The 15,703-nt window shown below is 60.2% G+C and carries 16 protein-coding genes and 1 riboswitch; of the genes, 13 read left to right on the top strand and 3 right to left on the bottom strand.

All coding sequences use genetic code 11. The features are described from left to right. Window positions 1–25: 25 nt before the first annotated feature. Complete coding sequence (locus ACNQFG_RS14905) at window positions 26–688, bottom strand: Crp/Fnr family transcriptional regulator (RefSeq protein WP_423405423.1); 663 nt, start codon at window positions 686–688, stop codon at window positions 26–28. A gap of 196 nt (window positions 689–884) precedes the next feature. Between ACNQFG_RS14905 and ACNQFG_RS14900 the strand changes: the two genes are divergently transcribed. Beyond that, window positions 885–1,913: an ABC transporter substrate-binding protein gene (locus ACNQFG_RS14900; RefSeq protein WP_423406607.1), complete on the top strand. Its 1,029-nt coding sequence runs from the start codon at window positions 885–887 to the stop codon at window positions 1,911–1,913. 45 nt (window positions 1,914–1,958) lie between these two features. Here ACNQFG_RS14900 and brnQ read toward each other — a convergent pair whose 3' ends face one another. After that, on the bottom strand, window positions 1,959–3,218 hold the full coding sequence (gene brnQ / locus ACNQFG_RS14895; RefSeq protein WP_423405422.1) for a branched-chain amino acid transport system II carrier protein: 1,260 nt from the start codon (window positions 3,216–3,218) through the stop codon (window positions 1,959–1,961). 166 nt (window positions 3,219–3,384) lie between these two features. Between brnQ and ACNQFG_RS14890 the strand changes: the two genes are divergently transcribed. After that, the gene (locus ACNQFG_RS14890) at window positions 3,385–4,152 is read left to right on the top strand and encodes an ABC transporter permease (protein WP_423405421.1); all 768 of its coding nucleotides are present in this window, start codon (window positions 3,385–3,387) and stop codon (window positions 4,150–4,152) included. Window position 4,153: 1 nt separating this feature from the next. After that, on the top strand, window positions 4,154–4,639 hold the full coding sequence (locus ACNQFG_RS14885) for an ATP-binding cassette domain-containing protein (protein ID WP_423405420.1): 486 nt from the start codon (window positions 4,154–4,156) through the stop codon (window positions 4,637–4,639). An 83-nt stretch (window positions 4,640–4,722) separates the two neighbouring features. On the opposite strand, the gene hemW is transcribed toward ACNQFG_RS14885, so the two are convergent. Beyond that, window positions 4,723–5,805 carry a radical SAM family heme chaperone HemW gene (hemW, locus tag ACNQFG_RS14880; protein ID WP_423405419.1) on the bottom strand — a complete coding sequence of 361 codons (1,083 nt, stop codon included), beginning with the start codon at window positions 5,803–5,805 and terminating at the stop codon, window positions 4,723–4,725. Window positions 5,806–5,905: 100 nt separating this feature from the next. Here hemW and ACNQFG_RS14875 point away from each other — a divergent pair, with 100 nt between their 5' ends. From ACNQFG_RS14875 to metK, 10 genes are all read left to right on the top strand, one after another. Then, window positions 5,906–6,610: a Bax inhibitor-1/YccA family protein gene (locus ACNQFG_RS14875; RefSeq protein ID WP_423405418.1), complete on the top strand. Its 705-nt coding sequence runs from the start codon at window positions 5,906–5,908 to the stop codon at window positions 6,608–6,610. Between the two features lie 139 nt (window positions 6,611–6,749). Further along, window positions 6,750–7,547 carry a peptidoglycan DD-metalloendopeptidase family protein gene (locus tag ACNQFG_RS14870; protein ID WP_423405417.1) on the top strand — a complete coding sequence of 266 codons (798 nt, stop codon included), beginning with the start codon at window positions 6,750–6,752 and terminating at the stop codon, window positions 7,545–7,547. Window positions 7,548–7,682: 135 nt separating this feature from the next. After that, complete coding sequence (locus ACNQFG_RS14865) at window positions 7,683–8,996, top strand: NAD(P)/FAD-dependent oxidoreductase (RefSeq protein WP_423405416.1); 1,314 nt, start codon at window positions 7,683–7,685, stop codon at window positions 8,994–8,996. Window positions 8,997–9,019: 23 nt separating this feature from the next. After that, complete coding sequence (cmk, locus tag ACNQFG_RS14860) at window positions 9,020–9,682, top strand: (d)CMP kinase (protein ID WP_423405415.1); 663 nt, start codon at window positions 9,020–9,022, stop codon at window positions 9,680–9,682. A 10-nt stretch (window positions 9,683–9,692) separates the two neighbouring features. Then, a complete protein-coding gene (locus ACNQFG_RS14855; protein WP_423405414.1) occupies window positions 9,693–10,313 on the top strand; it encodes a lysophospholipid acyltransferase family protein in 621 nt (206 codons plus the stop codon). A 168-nt stretch (window positions 10,314–10,481) separates the two neighbouring features. After that, window positions 10,482–12,392, top strand: coding sequence for a bifunctional 4-hydroxy-3-methylbut-2-enyl diphosphate reductase/30S ribosomal protein S1 (locus ACNQFG_RS14850; protein WP_423405413.1), 1,911 nt, complete (start codon window positions 10,482–10,484; stop codon window positions 12,390–12,392). A 129-nt stretch (window positions 12,393–12,521) separates the two neighbouring features. Further along, window positions 12,522–13,139 (top strand): GtrA family protein, encoded by a 618-nt coding sequence (locus tag ACNQFG_RS14845; protein WP_423405412.1) that lies wholly within the window; start codon window positions 12,522–12,524, stop codon window positions 13,137–13,139. Window positions 13,140–13,320: 181 nt separating this feature from the next. Then, window positions 13,321–13,455 carry a hypothetical protein gene (locus ACNQFG_RS14840; protein ID WP_005944717.1) on the top strand — a complete coding sequence of 45 codons (135 nt, stop codon included), beginning with the start codon at window positions 13,321–13,323 and terminating at the stop codon, window positions 13,453–13,455. Window positions 13,456–13,471: 16 nt separating this feature from the next. Then, entirely contained in the window at window positions 13,472–14,137 is a 666-nt protein-coding gene (gene deoC, locus ACNQFG_RS14835) for a deoxyribose-phosphate aldolase (protein WP_120080940.1), read from the top strand. Window positions 14,138–14,290: 153 nt separating this feature from the next. Beyond that, a riboswitch (SAM riboswitch) is annotated at window positions 14,291–14,389 on the top strand. Window positions 14,390–14,496: 107 nt separating this feature from the next. Beyond that, on the top strand, window positions 14,497–15,651 hold the full coding sequence (metK, locus tag ACNQFG_RS14830) for a methionine adenosyltransferase (RefSeq protein WP_423405411.1): 1,155 nt from the start codon (window positions 14,497–14,499) through the stop codon (window positions 15,649–15,651). The last annotated feature ends 52 nt before the right edge of the window (window positions 15,652–15,703 follow it).

Here is a 15,703-nt window from a genome sequence, read left to right as displayed (position 1 = left end):
ATGGATTGTACGCAGGAACGGGCCGTCAGAGCACCATCTGCCGCAGCGCATCCGGCTGCAGCAGCTTGAAGCTGGAACGGTAGGTGTCCAGCAGGCCGTCCCGCTGCATCTGGCTCAGCTCGCGGGAGAGGGCGCTGCGGTCGCAGTTCAGGTAATCTGCCAGCTGGATGCGGGAGAACGGGATGCTGAAGGTCAGGTTGCCAGCCCGCTCGGCTTCACTGAGCAGATAGGCGCACACTTTGGCCCGCAGGCTTTTGAGCACCAGCAGGTCGATGCGGCGGGAGAGGGAAAAATATTTATCGCTGATGGTGCGCACAAGGTTCTGCAGCGCCTGCTGGTGGGCGGCGCTGCCGTCCGAGAGGAGCAGCCGCTCATAGGGGAAGAGCAGCACCTCGCAGCTGGAAGCTGCCACCACGGTGACGGGGCTGTCCAGACTGGAACCGCTCAGCACATCGCCGAACACGCCGCCCGGCCCCATCCGGGTGATGGGCACACGGGCCCCGCCCGGCGCAGGGCGGTAGGCTTCGATGCTGCCGGTGAGCACGATGCCCACCCGGCGGTTGGGCATCCCCGCCTGCACCAGGGCTTCGCCCTTGCCGTAGCTGCGGATCACCGCACCCAGCTCGCTCAGCAGAACGCGGAGCGCGTCGTCTTCGATGCCGGTGAAAAGAGAGGTCGATCGTAACAAAGGAAGAATGTTTTCCATAGCCGTCCTGTGAGGTTTTCTCCGGGCCCTCACCGCCCACTGGCGATTCCGTTGCGCGTGCAACGGTATTTTTGGCTCTATTATAGTAAACTTGAGCCTGTAAAGCAAATGTTTTTCGAAAAATTTGCAAATTTGTTCACGATTGGAACAGATCAAGAGAGGAAGGAACAACACAATGATGAAAAAACTGACATCCCTGCTGCTGTCGGCGGCACTGCTCGTCGGGATGCTGGCCTGCGGGGCATCGGCCAAGACGAACACCACCGTCCGGGTGGCCGGCCTGAAAGGCCCCACCACCATGGGTCTGGTGAATCTGCTGGCCATGGAAAAGAACGGAACAGCTTCCCAGAACTACGACCTGCAGCTTTACGGCGCTGCCGATGAGATCGTGCCCAAGCTCATCAAGGGCGAAGTGGACATCGCCGCCATCCCGGCCAACCTCGCCGCAACCCTTTACCAGAAGACCAGCGGCGGCATCCAGGTCATGGCCGTCAACACGTTGGGCGTGCTGTACGTAGTGGAAAAGGGCGACACCGTCCACCGCTTTGCAGACCTGAAGGGCCGTACCATCCTGTCCACCGGCAAGGGCACCACGCCGGAGTACGTGCTGCGCTATCTTCTGAAGGCCAACGGCATCGACCCGGACAAGGATGTGAAGATCGAATATTACAGCGAGGCATCTGAGGTGACTGCCCAGATGGCTGCCACGAAGAAGGACGCCATCGCTGTGCTGCCCCAGCCCTATGTGACTGCCGCCCAGATGAAGGACAGCAGCCTGCGCGTCGTGCTGGACCTGACCGAGGAATGGAACAAGGTCGCGGATACCCAGCTCATCACCGGCGTGACCGTGGTGCGCACCGCCTACGCAGAGGAGCACCCGGAGGAGGTCATCAACTTCCTGAAGGACTACCAGAAGAGCGTGGAAGCTGCCAACACCGATCTGGACGGCACTGCCGCTCTGTGCGAGGAGCAGGGTGTTGTGGCCAAGGCGGCCATTGCCAAGAAGGCCCTGCCCAACTGCAACATCGTCTACCGCATCGGCGACGAGATGAAGGCAGACGTCAATGCCTATCTGCAGGTGCTCTATGACGCTTCGCCCGCCGCCGTGGGCGGCAAGCTGCCGGATGCAACCTTCTACTACACCGAGGCCACGGTGGCCAAGCGTGTGCAGAAGGCATTCCAGCGCCTGGTCAACTCGCTGAAGTAAACAGGACTTCCATAAAAAAGTGCCGTGCAGCCGCACGGCACTTTTTCATGGGAACAGGAACCCGACCAGAAGCCCCGCCGCTGCCGGGACGACCCAGCCGAAGCCATAGGCCCCCAGCGGCAGGGCGGCGACGAAGGCGGCGGTGAACGGCAGGGCCGCAAGGACGCTCTGCATGGCCGTCAGTGTGACGGTGCAGACGTAGACGCTCCGTTTCTGGAACGCTTTGGGCAGGAACGACAGCGCGATGAGCACGATGGCTGCCGGATACAGTGCGCCCAGAACCGGGGTGGACAGCCGGATGATGCCCGCCAGCCCGATGTTGGAGATGAGCATACTGGCGGCGGCGAAAAAGCCCGCGAGAGCCGGGTAGGGGATGCGGGGGAGCAGGAGGTGGAAATACTGCCCCACACAGGCGATTAGGCCCACGCAGGTGTTGAAGCATGCGATGAGGAAGATGGCCGCTAAGAGCAGCTGCCCGGCCCGGCCGAACAGGGCACTGGCAAGGGCAGAGAGGACTTCGGCACCGGTGGTGCAGTCCGGCGCGGCGGCACCGGTCAGCGCGCCCACATGGCCCAGCATGGCGTAGACCACCAGCATCAGCCCACCCGCGAGGAAGCCCGCCCGGATGGTGTTCTGACGGATGGCGTTTTCCTCAGTGACGCCGAGGGCCTGGATGTTGATCGCGAGGACGGCCCCGAAGTTCAGCCCCGCGAGGGCGTCCATGGTCTGGTAGCCGCCCAGAATGCCTTCGAATGCAGGCAGGCGGGCATAGGCGGCGGCAGGGAAGCCGTACTGCGCGGCCACCGGGTGGAGCAGACAGCCCGCGAACAGGACGAAGATCAGCGCGATGAGGGCCGGGCAGAGGATGCGGCCCAGCCAGTCGGTAAGCTTTTCCGGATGGAGCGCCACGAGGAACGCCGCCGCAAAGAAAACGATGGAGTAGCCCAGCTGCAGACCGCGCCCGCCGCCCACCAGAGGCACCAGCATCTGGAACGAGGTGCTGGCTGTGCGGGGGATGGCGAGGCATGGCCCGATGGAGAGATAGACCAGAATGGTGAACACGAGGGAAAATTTCGGGTGGACCCGGCTGGCAAGCTGGTCGAACCCGCCCGCTCTGGCCACGGCCACCACGCCTGCGATGGGCAGGCCGATGGCGCTGACGGCGAACCCGGTAAAGGCAGGCCAGAAGTTGGAACCGGCCTGTGCGCCGAGATGGGGCGGAAAGATCAGGTTTCCGGCTCCGAAGAACATCGAAAACAGCGTAAAACCGAGGAGCAGGCGCTGCCTGACGGGGAGCTTCTGCATGGGGGAGGGCCTCCTTTCCGGGCGGGATGCCCGATGAACTACTTTACAGTATAGAAGCGAAAACTCCTCACGTCAAGAAAAAGAAAGGTGAAGAATTGTATTCTATCACATGATATGCTATCTTATAAAAGAAAAAACAGGGAACGGGAAGGAGCGGACGAACGCAATGAAACAAACGAAAAAAAGCCGCCTGGAAAAGTGGGCGGCGGCGGGATTCTGGCTGGCGGTCTGGCAGGCTGCGGCCATGGCCGTGGGGCAGGAGGTCTTTCTGGTGTCACCGGTGCAGACGCTGGGCACCCTGCTGGAACTGCTGCCCCAGGCGGAATTCTGGCAGCGCATTGGCTTCAGTGCCGGGCGCATCCTGCTGGGCTTCGGGCTAGGGGCGGTGTCCAGTGTGGTGCTGGCCGTGGCCGCCGGGCGCTGGGCGTGGGTGGAAGCCCTGCTCGCGCCGGTGCTGCAGCTGGTCAAAGCCACGCCGGTGGCAAGCTTTATCATTCTGGCGCTGGTGTGGGTGCGGGGGGCATCGCTTTCGGTGCTCATCAGCTTTTTAATGGTGCTGCCCGTGCTGTACGGTGCGGTGCGCACCGGCATCCAGAGCGCAGACCCACAGCTGTTGGAGATGACGAAGGTGTTTCGCCTTCCGCTGGGCCGACGGCTGCGGGCGGTGTGGCTGCCTGCGGTGCTGCCGGCCTTCCGGCAGGGATGCAGCGTGGCCCTTGGCATCTGCTGGAAGAGCGGCGTTGCCGCTGAGGTGATCGGCCTGCCCAATGGCAGCATCGGCGATGCACTCTACCGGGCCAAGATCACCCTTTCCACCGGGGAGCTGTTCGCATGGACGTTTGTGATCATCCTGCTCAGCGCCGGGTTTGAAAAGCTGTTCCTGGCCCTGCTGGACAGAGCCGTGGCCCGTGTGCTGGGGGAAGAGGGTGTGTAAAATGCAATACAAACTGGAAATTTCGAACCTGACAAAACGCTTCGGAGAAAAAACGCTCTTCGAAGCGCTGGACCTGACCGTTACCGGCCCGGTCATCCTCTGGGCACCCAGCGGGTGGGGCAAAACGACCCTGCTCCGCATCCTTATGGGGCTGGAAGTGCCTACCTCCGGCACCGTGACCGGCGTGGGGAAGGTGGGGGCTGTCTTTCAGGAAGACCGGCTCTGCCCGCAGCTGAACGCCATCCAGAACGTGGAACTGGTGCTCCCGGATGGGAAAACGAAATACAGAGAGCAGATCCACAACGACTTTTTACAGATTGGATTGGATAAAGCCGCCCTCTCGCTCCCGGCACGAAAGCTGTCCGGCGGGCAGAAACGCCGTGCGGCCCTGCTGCGGGCACTCTGGGCCGAGAGCGACACCCTGCTGCTGGACGAGCCGTTCACTGGCATGGACCCCGACACCATGAAAAAGCCGCAGCGCTGCTGAAGGAGCGCTGCGGCGAAAAGGTCGTTCTGCTGGCCACCCACGATCAGGAGGCCATTCAGGAGCTGGGGTGGCGGGTGATGGAATTATAACAATTCTGCCAGGATGCTGTTTTGCACGATCAGCCCGGCGGGGGTCAGCGCAAGGGTGCGGCCGTCGAAGGACGCATAGCCGTTCTTGACGCAGTTTTTGACAAAGGCAAGCTGCGACGTGGAAAATTCCTTCCCGAAGCGGGTCTTGTACTCTACCAGGTCCAGCCCCTTGCGCAGACGCAGCTGTAAAATAAGGTAGTCCTCTGCGCCGCAGCTGCCGTCCATCACCGGGGCGGCGGCATCGTTCAGGAAAGCGGCGGTGTCCGGCGGGTAGTAGAACCGTCTGCCGCCCATGCAGGAGTGCGCCGCCGGGCCAAGGCCCAGATAGTCGCCGCAGTCCCAGTAAATGAGGTTGTGTCTGCCCTCATAGCCGGGCTTTGCAAAGTTGGAGATCTCGTACTGTTTGTAGCCGTGGTGTTCCAGCTGCTCGACGGCGTAGAGATAAAAGTCCGCCGCTTCGTCCGGGGAGGGCAGCCCCTCCGGCGGATGCCGGCCAAACGCGGAGTCCGGCTCGATCTTCAGCAGATATGCCGAAATATGGGTAGCCCCACCACCCTCGATCAGTTCCAGCGTTTCGTCAAACTCGGCTTCGGTGTAGTGCGGCAGTGCCAGCATGATGTCGCCGCTGATGTTCTCGAAGCCTGCCCGCCGCGCGGCTGCGAATGCCGCCCGCGCCTGCCGGGCCGTGTGGGGGCGGCCCAGCGTTTTCAGCTGGCTGTCCCGCGCAGACTGGACGCCGAAGGAGATGCGGTTGATGCCGGCTTCCCGGAAGGCGCAGAGCGATGCTTCGGTGACCGTTTCCGGGTTGGCTTCCAGCGTGACCTCGGCACCGGGGCGGGGAGACGCTGCCGCGATCAGCCGGGCGGCATCCTCCGGGGCCAGCAGGCTGGGCGTACCGCCGCCAAAATAAAGGGTGTCCGGGCGGAGCGGAGCATCCGGCGAAAAGCGGTGCAGCTCCCGCAGCAGGGCGTCCACGTATGCCGAGGGGACGCCCCGCTGGCCGGGTGCGGAATAGAAATCGCAGTATCTGCATTTGGAAAAACAGTACGGAATGTGTAAATAAAGCCCAAGAGACATACAATATCACAGCCTTTTTCATGAAACGTTCATTTCTATGCAGTATACTATATTCCGTAGACCGGAGCAAGGCTCCGGAACAAGATGGGAGGACCTTACCATGGATTACAGAAATTATAACCGCGGCTATGCGGAGCCTACGATGAGCGCATCGGACTATATGAACCGCACCTATCGCTGGATGGCCAGCGGGCTGCTCATCACCTTTGCAATGGCCTATATCACCGCGACAACTCCGCTGCTGTATCTGGTCGATTCGCTTTACCTTGTGCTCACCATCGCTGAGCTGGCCCTCGTGTTCGTGCTCAGCTCTCGTGTACAGACCATGTCGGTGCAGGGGGCAAGGGCGACCTTCTTCGGGTATGCACTGCTCAACGGCATGGTGCTGAGCTACTACTTCCTCGCCTTCTCGGTGGGGACGCTGATCTTAGCCTTCCTTGCCACTTCGCTGTACTTCGGCCTGATGGCGGTCTACGGCACCACCACCCATAAAGACCTGACCGGCTGGGGCCCCCGCCTGATGATGGCACTGGTGGCCATGCTCATCACCGGCTTTGTGGGCATGCTGTTCGGCTTCGGTTTTGGCGGCTCGGTGCTCTACTGCGGCATCGGCCTGGTGGTGTTCATGTTGCTGACCGCCTATGATACCCAGAAACTGCAGCAGATGTACAGCTATTACGCTGCCGACGCCGAAATGGCGGAAAAAGCTTCCATCTACGGCGCACTGACGTTGTATCTGGACTTCATCAACATCTTCCTGTATGTTGTGCGCCTGCTGGGCATGAACAGCCGCCGCCGCAACTGACGATCCTAAAAAATAAGGGATGTGCCCGCCGGGCACATCCCTTATTTTTTATAAGAACAACTGAATAAACCCTGCGCAGCCATCGCACACTACAATCAGAATTTGGACCGTACACAAACGATGATTGGAGTAACGAACCATGGAACAACTCAAAAGATTTCTGCGGGACAAGGGGTTTGCGCTGGCGCTGCTGGCCTGTCTGGTGGCCGCGGCTGCGGCGGGCGTCTGGGCCGTGCGAACCGTCCGGGACGAGCTGAAGGAGAACCTTGACGGCCTGAACGAGCCGGACAGCACTTCGACCTTGCCCGGCATCGACGAAGACCTGACGATCATCCCGGAGGAGGAATATCCCGAATGGCAGCAGCCTACTACGCCCGCCGCAAACAGTGTGGCCAATGTCCCCAAGGCCGACCCGGCCCCCAAAGCCGGGTCTTCAACGTCGTCTGCTGCCTCGTCTGGGCAGGCGTCTGGCTCTGGTTTGGTGCACGAACCCTCCGCACTGCAGGGCGCATCCTCGCCTGCCAGCAGTTCAGCTGCGCCTGCCTCCACGCAGCCCGTCTCGGGCAGGGTCTTGAACGCCTACAGCGGCGATGAGCTGGTGTACAGCAGCACCCTTGGCGACTGGCGCACCCACAACGGCATCGACTATGCAGCCCGCGAAGGCGAAGCAGTTCCTTCCCCGGTGGACGGCAGCGTGGTGCTCGCTGGTGCCGATGGCAGCTGGGGGCCGGTCGTGGCCGTGAAGGACAGCGCAGGCCGTGTCTGGCGGCTCTGCGGTGTGGCCAGCCCCAAGGTGAAAGAGGGCGACACCGTGTCGGCCGGGCAGGTGCTCGGCACCGTGGGCAGCGTGAGCTGCGAGTGCGCCGAGGAGAGCCACCTGCATCTGGAAGTGAAGCAGGGCGACAGCTATCTGGACCCCGCAGCGTGCAGGAACTGAATCAGCGGCCCGCCGGAGGGAAAAAGCCCCCGGCGGGCTTTTTTGTGTGGGGATTTCCAGCAGTTCCGGGCTGGGAAGCGATTGCATTTGGAAGCCGATTCTGGTATGATACAATAGAACAAGTTTCGACAGAGCGTGAACGCAGGAGGAAGCAGGATGGCAAAGGTGTTGATCGTGGGCGGCGGTGCGGCCGGGCTGATGGCGGCGGGTGCCGCCGTGCGGCAGGGGCATCAGGTGACGGTGCTGGAACACATGGACAAGCCCGGCCAGAAGATCCTTGTCACCGGCAAGGGCCGCTGCAATGTGACCAACGACTGCCCGGCAGAGGAGTTTCTGCGCCATGTGCGCACGAACCCGCGCTTTCTGTATTCGTCGCTGGGGGCCTTTCCACCGGCAAAGACCATGGAACTGTTCGAGGGCCTTGGCGTGGAGCTAAAGGTGGAGCGCGGCCGCCGGGTGTTCCCGGTATCTGACAAGGCCGAGGAGATCCGGCAGGCGCTGCTGCGCTACGCCGAGGAGGCCCGCATCGTCCGCGACGGGGCCCAAAAACTGCTGCTGGAGCCGCTGGCCCCGGTTGAGGAGGCTGCCCCTGCGGTGCCGGAAAACCCGCGCCACCCCAAAAAGAAAAAGCCCGGTGCGGCCTGCCGCTGCGTCGGGGTGCGGGGCACCTCCGGCCGGGAGTACCGGGCGGATGCCGTGCTGGTGGCCACCGGCGGCGTGAGCTACCCCACCACCGGCTCTACCGGCGACGGCTACAAACTGGCCCAGCAGGCCGGGCACACCCTCATCGAGCCGGTGCCCAGTCTGGTCAGTCTTGTGAGCCATGACGCGGACTGCAAAAAGATGATGGGCTTGGCGCTGAAAAACGTCACCCTGACCCTGTTCGAGGACAGCAAGGCCATTTTTGACGAGCAGGGCGAAATGCTGTTCACTCATTTTGGCATCAGCGGCCCGCTGACTTTGAGCGCATCCAGCCATCTGGGCGACATGAAAAAACACAAGTATCATGCGGAGATCGACCTCAAGCCCGCTCTCAGCGAGGAGCAGCTTTATGACCGCATCACGCGGGATTTTGCCCTGCTGGCAAACCATGCGGCGCAGGGCGCGCTGGTAAAGCTTTTGCCGTCCAGTATGCAGCCGGTGATGGTGGCGCGCTGGGGCATCGACCCGGCTACCAAGGCAAACCAGATCACCCGGGAGCAGAAGAGGGAGCTGGTGCAGCTGATGAAGCACTGGCGGGTGTCCATTGATGCCCGGGGCGATCTGGCCCACGCGGTGATCACCAGCGGCGGCGTGTCCGTGCGGGAGGTGGACCCCAAAACCATGCAGAGCAAAAAGGCGCTGGGCCTGTATTTTGCGGGCGAAGTGCTGGATGTGGATGCCTATACCGGCGGCTACAACCTGCAGATCGCCTTCTGCACCGCACAGAGTTTTGCAAATAATTTATAATTTATATAGAAGGAGACATACACATGATTTCTGTTGCGATCGACGGGCCTGCAGGTGCAGGCAAATCTACGCTGGCACGCCGTTTGGCGGCTGAAATGGGCTATATTTATGTGGATACCGGTGCCATGTACCGCGCCATCGGCCTGTATGCCCTGCGCGCAGGCAAGGACCCCAAGGACAACGAGGCCGTCAATGCACTGCTGCCGGAGATCTCGCTGCGGCTGGATTCGGTGGACGGCGAACAGCACATCTACCTGAACGGGGAGGACGTCAGCCGGCTCATCCGCACCGATGAGGTGGGCATGGCGGCTTCGGCTGTGGGGGCCAACCCGGCAGTCCGCGCCTTTTTGCTGGATCAGCAGCGCGATATGACCCGGACCCAGAACGTTCTGATGGACGGCCGCGACATCGGCACGGTGGTGCTGCCGGATGCCACGGTGAAGATCTTCCTCACCGCCACGCCGGAAGCCCGCGCCACACGCAGGTGGAAAGAGTATCAGGAGAAGGGCGTGGACATCTCCTTTGAAAAGGTGCTGGAAGATGTGAAACAGCGCGATTATCAGGACACCCACCGCGAGGCTGCCCCGCTGAAGCAGGCCGACGACGCCGTTCTGCTGGACACCTCTGAGCTCAACTTTGAGCAGAGCCTGGATGCCATGAAACAGATCATCGCATCCAAGGTCTGAGAGGAGCGCAATGGTACTCTATTATATTTTGCTCCCGCTGGCGTGGATCGTGTTCCACATCGGGTTCCGGGTGGAGTGCATCGGCCGGGAGAATCTGAAGAAAGTCCGGACGAACGGCTGCATCATCGCACCGAACCATGTCTCCGCCATCGACCCGGTGTTCGTGGTCATCACCCGGTTCTGGGGGCGGCGGATGGTGGTCTTTGCCAAGAAGGAACTGTTCGAGATCAACGCCCTGCTCACATGGTTCTTCCGCTGGATGGGGGCGCTGTGTGTGCGCGGCACCCGCGAAGAGCTGGATGTGATCGACCAGACGGTGGAGGCCTGCCGGAACGGCGGCACACTGCTCATCTTCCCGGAGGGCACCCGCGAAAAGGACGGGAAGCTTCTGCCGCCCAAGAGCGGACTGTTCGTCATTGCGGCGCAGGCGGCGGTGGACGTGGTGCCGGTGCGCATCCTTTACGACACACCGGACGGCAGGATGAAGCTGTTCTGCAAGGTGAAGGTCGTCTACGGCGAGCCGATGCCTGCAGAGCAGTTTGCCATGGAGAGCCGCCGCGACCTGAAGACCCTGCGGGCCAACAAGCAGGCGCTTCTGGACGCATGGGAAGAACTTGGGCAGCAGGCTTGAGTGCACAGGCTTACCCTCTCAGGCGCTTCGCGCCAGCTCTCCCTAGGGGAGAGCTTTTAATCGAACGATAAACTTTATCGAGAATTGCCAAAACCTCCCACTTTGGGGGAGGTGGCATCGCGCAGGCGATGACGGAGAGGGTAAGGCCGATCAAGACAGGAGGATAACATGGAGATTCGTTTGGCGAAGACGGCGGGGTTCTGCTTTGGTGTCAAGCGGGCGGTGGACCTGACGTATAACCTGCTGGATGGGGGCCACAAGGTGGCAACGCTGGGGCCGCTCATCCACAACCCGCAGGCTGTGGCCGATATGGAGCGCCGGGGGGCGCTGGTGGCCGACACGGTGGATGACATCCCCGCCGGGTACGAGGTGGTCATCCGCAGCCACGGCGTGCCCCGCAGCATTTACGACACGCTGGAGCAGCGCGCCCTGGTCTACCACGACGCGACCTGCCCCTTTGTGAAGAAGATCCAGAACATCGCCGCCAGGGCGGAGGCCGAGGGCGCAGTGCTGCTGGTGGCAGGCGACAAGACCCATCCGGAGGTGCAGGGGATCGTGGGCCACACCCGCGGAGAGGTGTTCGTTTTTGCCGATCTGGCCGAGTTGAAGGCATGGAAAGGCCCCTCTGACCCGCAAAAACCCCTGTTTGCAGTTGCACAGACCACATTTCAGGTTACAAAATGGCAAGAAAGTTCGGAGTTTCTCAAAAAAGCCTATACAAACGCCCGAATTTTTGATACAATATGTAATGCGACGTGGGCGAGGCAACAGGAAGCGGAAGACCTCAGCCAAAAATGCGACATCATTGTTGTCATTGGCGGTCATCATTCTTCCAATACCCAAAAGCTGGTACAGGTCGCCGCAAAACACACGCGTGCCGTAACGGTCGAGACAGCGAGCGAACTTCGGCCGGAATGGTTTGCAGATGTTAAAGTGGCGGGCGTGACAGCCGGGGCTTCAACGCCATCGTCTATTATTGAGGAGGTACTTAACAGTATGAGCGCAGAAATCAATGACAGCATGAGCTTTGAGGAGATGCTGAATGCATCCGAGGAAAAGCGTGTTCATGCAGGCAGTATTGTGAAAGGAATCGTGACCAGCATCTCTGCCAACGAGATCCAGGTGGATATCGGAGCGAAGCAGACCGGCTTTGTCAAGCTGAGCGAGCTGACCGATGATTCCTCCGCCAAGGTCGAAGACCTGGTGAAGGTTGGCGATGAGCTGGACCTCATCGTCGAGAAGGTTATGGATCAGGATGGCGTCATCCAGCTCTCCCGCAAGAAGCTCGCATCTCGCAAGGGCATGGAAGAGATCGCTAAGGCCGCTGAGTCCGGCGAGGTCGTCGAGGGCGACGTCACCGAGTTCAACAAGGGCGGCGTTGTGGTCAACGTCAAGGGCGTCAAGGTGTTCGTTCCTCGTTCTCAGGCTACTATGCGCCGTGATGAGGACTACACCGCTCTGGTTGGCCAGCACGTTCAGCTGGTTGTCACCGAGTGCTCCGGCCGCAAGATCGTCGGCAGCATCAACAAGGTGACCGCCGAGCAGAACAAGGCAAAGCGTGAAGAGTTCTGGGCAAACGTTGAGGTGGGCAAGACCTACACCGGCGTTGTCAAGAGCCTGACTTCTTACGGTGCATTCGTCGATATCGGCGGTGTGGACGGTCTGTGCCACATCAGCGAGCTGAGCTGGAACCGCATCAAGCATCCTTCCGAGGTCGTCTCCGTTGGTGACACCATCGAAGTGTATGTGAAGGACATCGACACCGAGAACCACAAGGTCTCTCTGGGCTACAAGAAGGCCGAGGACAACCCCTGGGAGCAGCTGAAGAACAACTACCCCATCGGCAGCACCTTCCATGCTCCGGTCGTCTCCCTGACCAAGTTCGGTGCATTCGTCCGCATCCTGCCGGGTGTTGATGGTCTGGTCCACATCAGCGAGATCAGCAATGACCGCGTTGAGAAGGTCTCTGACGTACTGAAGGTCGGCGATATGGTCGATGTGAAGCTGCTGGATGTCGACTTCGACAAGAAGCGCATCAGCCTGTCTATGAAGGCCCTGCTGAACGACGACGCTGAGTAATCAGCCTTTCGTTCGGAAGAAAAGCTTCTGACACAATGCGATCAACAGCCCCGTTGCCGGGAAAACGGCGGCGGGGCTGTTTTTTATCCCCTCGCAGGCAGGCCCTGCGGTTGAGGAAACGTGAGTTTTATGATACACTGGATCAAAAAACACTGGGAAGTGCTTTCCTATCTCATCTTTGGTGTGCTGACCACTCTGCTGAACATTGTGCTGTATGCGCTGTTCAACAAGCTGTTTGGCTATACAGCCGCCAACAGCTGGGGCAATGTGCTGGATAACATCATCTGCATCCTGTTTGCCTACTGCACCAACCGCGCCTTTGTGTTCCGCAGCAAAACGCAGGGCAAGGCCATGGCGAGAGAATTTGGTGCATTCGTCACCTGTCGTCTGGGTACAATGCTGCTGGACACTGCAATTATGCTGGTGCTGGGCAATCTGCTGGCTGCGCAGGGTGCAGCGCTGATGGACGAGCTGATGCAGGGGGTGCTGAGCGTGGTGGCCCACTGGCTTGGCCCGGATACGGCCATCCAGATGGCAGCCTCCTATGCAGGCACACCGGCGGGGGTCACGGATGGTTCTGCCGCTATTGCCGTCATCGGCGGTGCAGACGGCCCCACGGCGATCTTCGTTACCAGCCGCTACAATGCGCAGGCACTGTGGGGCCTTGCCGTGAAGGTCTTTTCCAATGTACTGGTGATCGTGCTGAACTATGTGTTCAGCAAGCTGATCATTTTTAAGAAAAAGTAAGCAGAACCCTCTCAGTCGCTTGACGGCGACAGCTCTCCCGAAGGGCGAGCTTTTTTTGCAGGAGAAGAAAAACTTCTCCTCCGAGCATAAAGCTCCCCCATTCGGGGGAGCTGGCATCGAGCGTATGCGAGATGACTGAGAGGGTTTTACAAATCATCAACACTTTAGGAGGTACGGTTTTATGAAGCGTGGTCTGAAAGGTTTTGCATTTCTGGTCTCCGGTCTGGTGCTGGGCATCATTGGTGCAACGGTCTCAGCAACTGCAATTGCCCTGAGTGCTGTCGGCATGGCAAAGGTGCGCCGTGCCAGCAAGTAAAAAAGGAGAAAAAAACATGACTCGTGAAGAAATTCTCTCCCATGTCGATCACACCCTGCTGAAGCCGGAGGCCACCTGGCCCCAGATCCAGACCCTGTGTGACGAAGCCATTGCAAACCACACCGCATCCATCTGCATCAACACCTGCTACGTCAAGCAGGCGGTGGAGTATATGGCGGGCCGCATCCCGGTATGCTGCGTGGTGGGCTTCCCTCTGGGTGCCATGGATACCGCCAGCAAGGCGTTTGAAGCCAAGACTGCCATTGAGAATGGTGCCGCCGAGGTGGATATGGTCATCAACATCGGCCGCCTGAAGAACAAGGAGTACGATGCCGTGCGCGAGGACATCCGCGCCGTGAAGCAGGCGGTGGGCGACAAGGTCCTGAAGGTCATCATCGAGACCTGCCTGCTGACCGACGAGGAAAAGGAAAAGATGTGCGATATCGTCTGCGAGGCAGGCGCGGACTACATCAAGACCAGCACCGGCTTCTCCACCGCAGGCGCAAACTTCCACGATGTGGAGCTGATGGTCAAGGGCGTGCATGGCCGCTGCAAGGTCAAGGCTGCCGGCGGCATTTCTACCGTGGAGGACATGGAGACCTTCCTTGCGCTGGGTGCTGACCGTCTGGGCACCTCCCGCGCTGTCAAAATTCTGAACGGCGAGCAGGCAAAGGGTTACTGAGTTTTTTCAACAAAAGCACAGCGAAAGCTGTGCTTTTGTTGCTCAAACCGGTCTTCTTAATCAATTTTGGAATGTTGTATAAAAAGAGTCAGACTGTTCTTGACATTTCGACGAAGAGATGATAAGATATTACGCAGAAAACAACTGAATACCGACTTATCAAGAGCGGCTGAGGGGACAGGCCCTGTGAAGCCCGACAACCTGCGCGTGAGCGCAAGGTGCCAAATCCTGCGGGAAACCGAGAGATAAGAGTGCAACGCTCAGAGCTTCGGTTCTGAGCGTTTTTGTTTGCGCAAAAAATCTTGATGCCGTGTAGGAAGCTGTGAATGGATCACCACATTTTATGGAGGACAACTTTTATGGCAAGACACCTGTTTACTTCTGAGTCCGTCACCGAAGGACATCCCGACAAGATCTGCGACCAGATCTCGGATGCCATTCTGGACGAAATCCTGACCCACGACCCCAATGCCCGCGTGGCCTGCGAGACCTGTGCATCCACCGGCCTTGTGCACATCATGGGCGAGATCACCACCAACTGCTATGTGGATTTCCAGAAGGTCGTCCGCGAGGTGGTGGCAGATATCGGCTACACCCGCGCAAAGTTCGGCTTTGATGCCGACACCTGTGCCGTCATCTCCAACATCGACGGCCAGAGCCCCGACATCGCACTGGGCACCAACGATCAGGTGGGCGGTGCAGGCGATCAGGGCATGATGTTCGGCTATGCCTGCGATGAGACCCCGGAGCTGATGCCTATGCCCATCAGCCTTGCCCACAAGCTGGCAAAGCGCCTGACCGAGGTGCGCAAGAACGGCGAGATGGACTATCTGCGTCCGGATGGCAAGAGCCAGGTCACTGTGGAGTACGATGAGAACAACAAGCCCGTGCGTGTGGATGCTGTGGTCATCTCCAGCCAGCACAGCGACAGCGTCAGCATGGAACAGCTGCGCGCCGATGTGATGGAGAAGGTCATCAAGGCCACCATCCCTGCCGAGCTGCTGGACGAGAACACCAAGTATTACATCAACCCCACCGGCCGCTTCGTTGTGGGCGGCCCGCAGGGTGACACCGGCCTGACCGGCCGCAAGATCATCGTGGACACCTACGGCGGCTATGCCCGTCACGGCGGCGGTGCCTTCTCCGGCAAGGACCCCAGCAAGGTGGACCGCAGCGCTGCCTATGCGACCCGCTGGGTGGCAAAGAACATCGTGGCTGCAGGTCTGGCCAAGCAGTGCGAAGTGCAGGTGGCGTATGCCATTGGCGTGGCAAAGCCTGTGTCCATCATGGTGGATACCTTTGGCACCGGCACCGTCTCGGATGAGAAGATCGAGCAGGCTGTGGAAAAGGTGTTCGACCTGACCCCCGCCGCCATCATCCGCGAACTCGACCTGCGCAAGCCCATCTACCGCAAGCTGGCCGCATACGGCCACATGGGCCGCGAGGATCTGGGCGTGAAGTGGGAGAACACCGACCGCGTGGATGAACTGAAGGCCGCTGTGGCAGCGCTGTGATCGGCATAAGAAACTGAAAAAACGGTCCGGGACCTTTCCGCTGGGAGAGGCC

The sequence above is a fragment of the Faecalibacterium prausnitzii genome (genome assembly GCF_049532945.1).
GTDB lineage: Bacteria > Bacillota > Clostridia > Oscillospirales > Ruminococcaceae > Faecalibacterium > Faecalibacterium prausnitzii_N.
This window is presented reverse-complemented; position numbering and strand designations above follow the sequence as displayed.

What these genes read in the sequence shown, in the direction of transcription:
- ACNQFG_RS14900 (WP_423406607.1), top strand. Translation starts at nt 885, where the DNA reads ATGAAAAAACTGACATCCCTGCTGCTGTCGGCGGCACTGCTCGTCGGG.
- brnQ (WP_423405422.1), bottom strand. Translation starts at nt 3,218, where the DNA reads ATGCAGAAGCTCCCCGTCAGGCAGCGCCTGCTCCTCGGTTTTACGCTG.
- ACNQFG_RS14890 (WP_423405421.1), top strand. Translation starts at nt 3,385, where the DNA reads ATGAAACAAACGAAAAAAAGCCGCCTGGAAAAGTGGGCGGCGGCGGGA.
- ACNQFG_RS14885 (WP_423405420.1), top strand. Translation starts at nt 4,154, where the DNA reads ATGCAATACAAACTGGAAATTTCGAACCTGACAAAACGCTTCGGAGAA.
- hemW (WP_423405419.1), bottom strand. Translation starts at nt 5,805, where the DNA reads ATGTCTCTTGGGCTTTATTTACACATTCCGTACTGTTTTTCCAAATGC.
- ACNQFG_RS14875 (WP_423405418.1), top strand. Translation starts at nt 5,906, where the DNA reads ATGGATTACAGAAATTATAACCGCGGCTATGCGGAGCCTACGATGAGC.
- ACNQFG_RS14870 (WP_423405417.1), top strand. Translation starts at nt 6,750, where the DNA reads ATGGAACAACTCAAAAGATTTCTGCGGGACAAGGGGTTTGCGCTGGCG.
- cmk (WP_423405415.1), top strand. Translation starts at nt 9,020, where the DNA reads ATGATTTCTGTTGCGATCGACGGGCCTGCAGGTGCAGGCAAATCTACG.
- ACNQFG_RS14855 (WP_423405414.1), top strand. Translation starts at nt 9,693, where the DNA reads ATGGTACTCTATTATATTTTGCTCCCGCTGGCGTGGATCGTGTTCCAC.
- ACNQFG_RS14850 (WP_423405413.1), top strand. Translation starts at nt 10,482, where the DNA reads ATGGAGATTCGTTTGGCGAAGACGGCGGGGTTCTGCTTTGGTGTCAAG.
- ACNQFG_RS14845 (WP_423405412.1), top strand. Translation starts at nt 12,522, where the DNA reads ATGATACACTGGATCAAAAAACACTGGGAAGTGCTTTCCTATCTCATC.
- ACNQFG_RS14840 (WP_005944717.1), top strand. Translation starts at nt 13,321, where the DNA reads ATGAAGCGTGGTCTGAAAGGTTTTGCATTTCTGGTCTCCGGTCTGGTG.
- deoC (WP_120080940.1), top strand. Translation starts at nt 13,472, where the DNA reads ATGACTCGTGAAGAAATTCTCTCCCATGTCGATCACACCCTGCTGAAG.
- metK (WP_423405411.1), top strand. Translation starts at nt 14,497, where the DNA reads ATGGCAAGACACCTGTTTACTTCTGAGTCCGTCACCGAAGGACATCCC.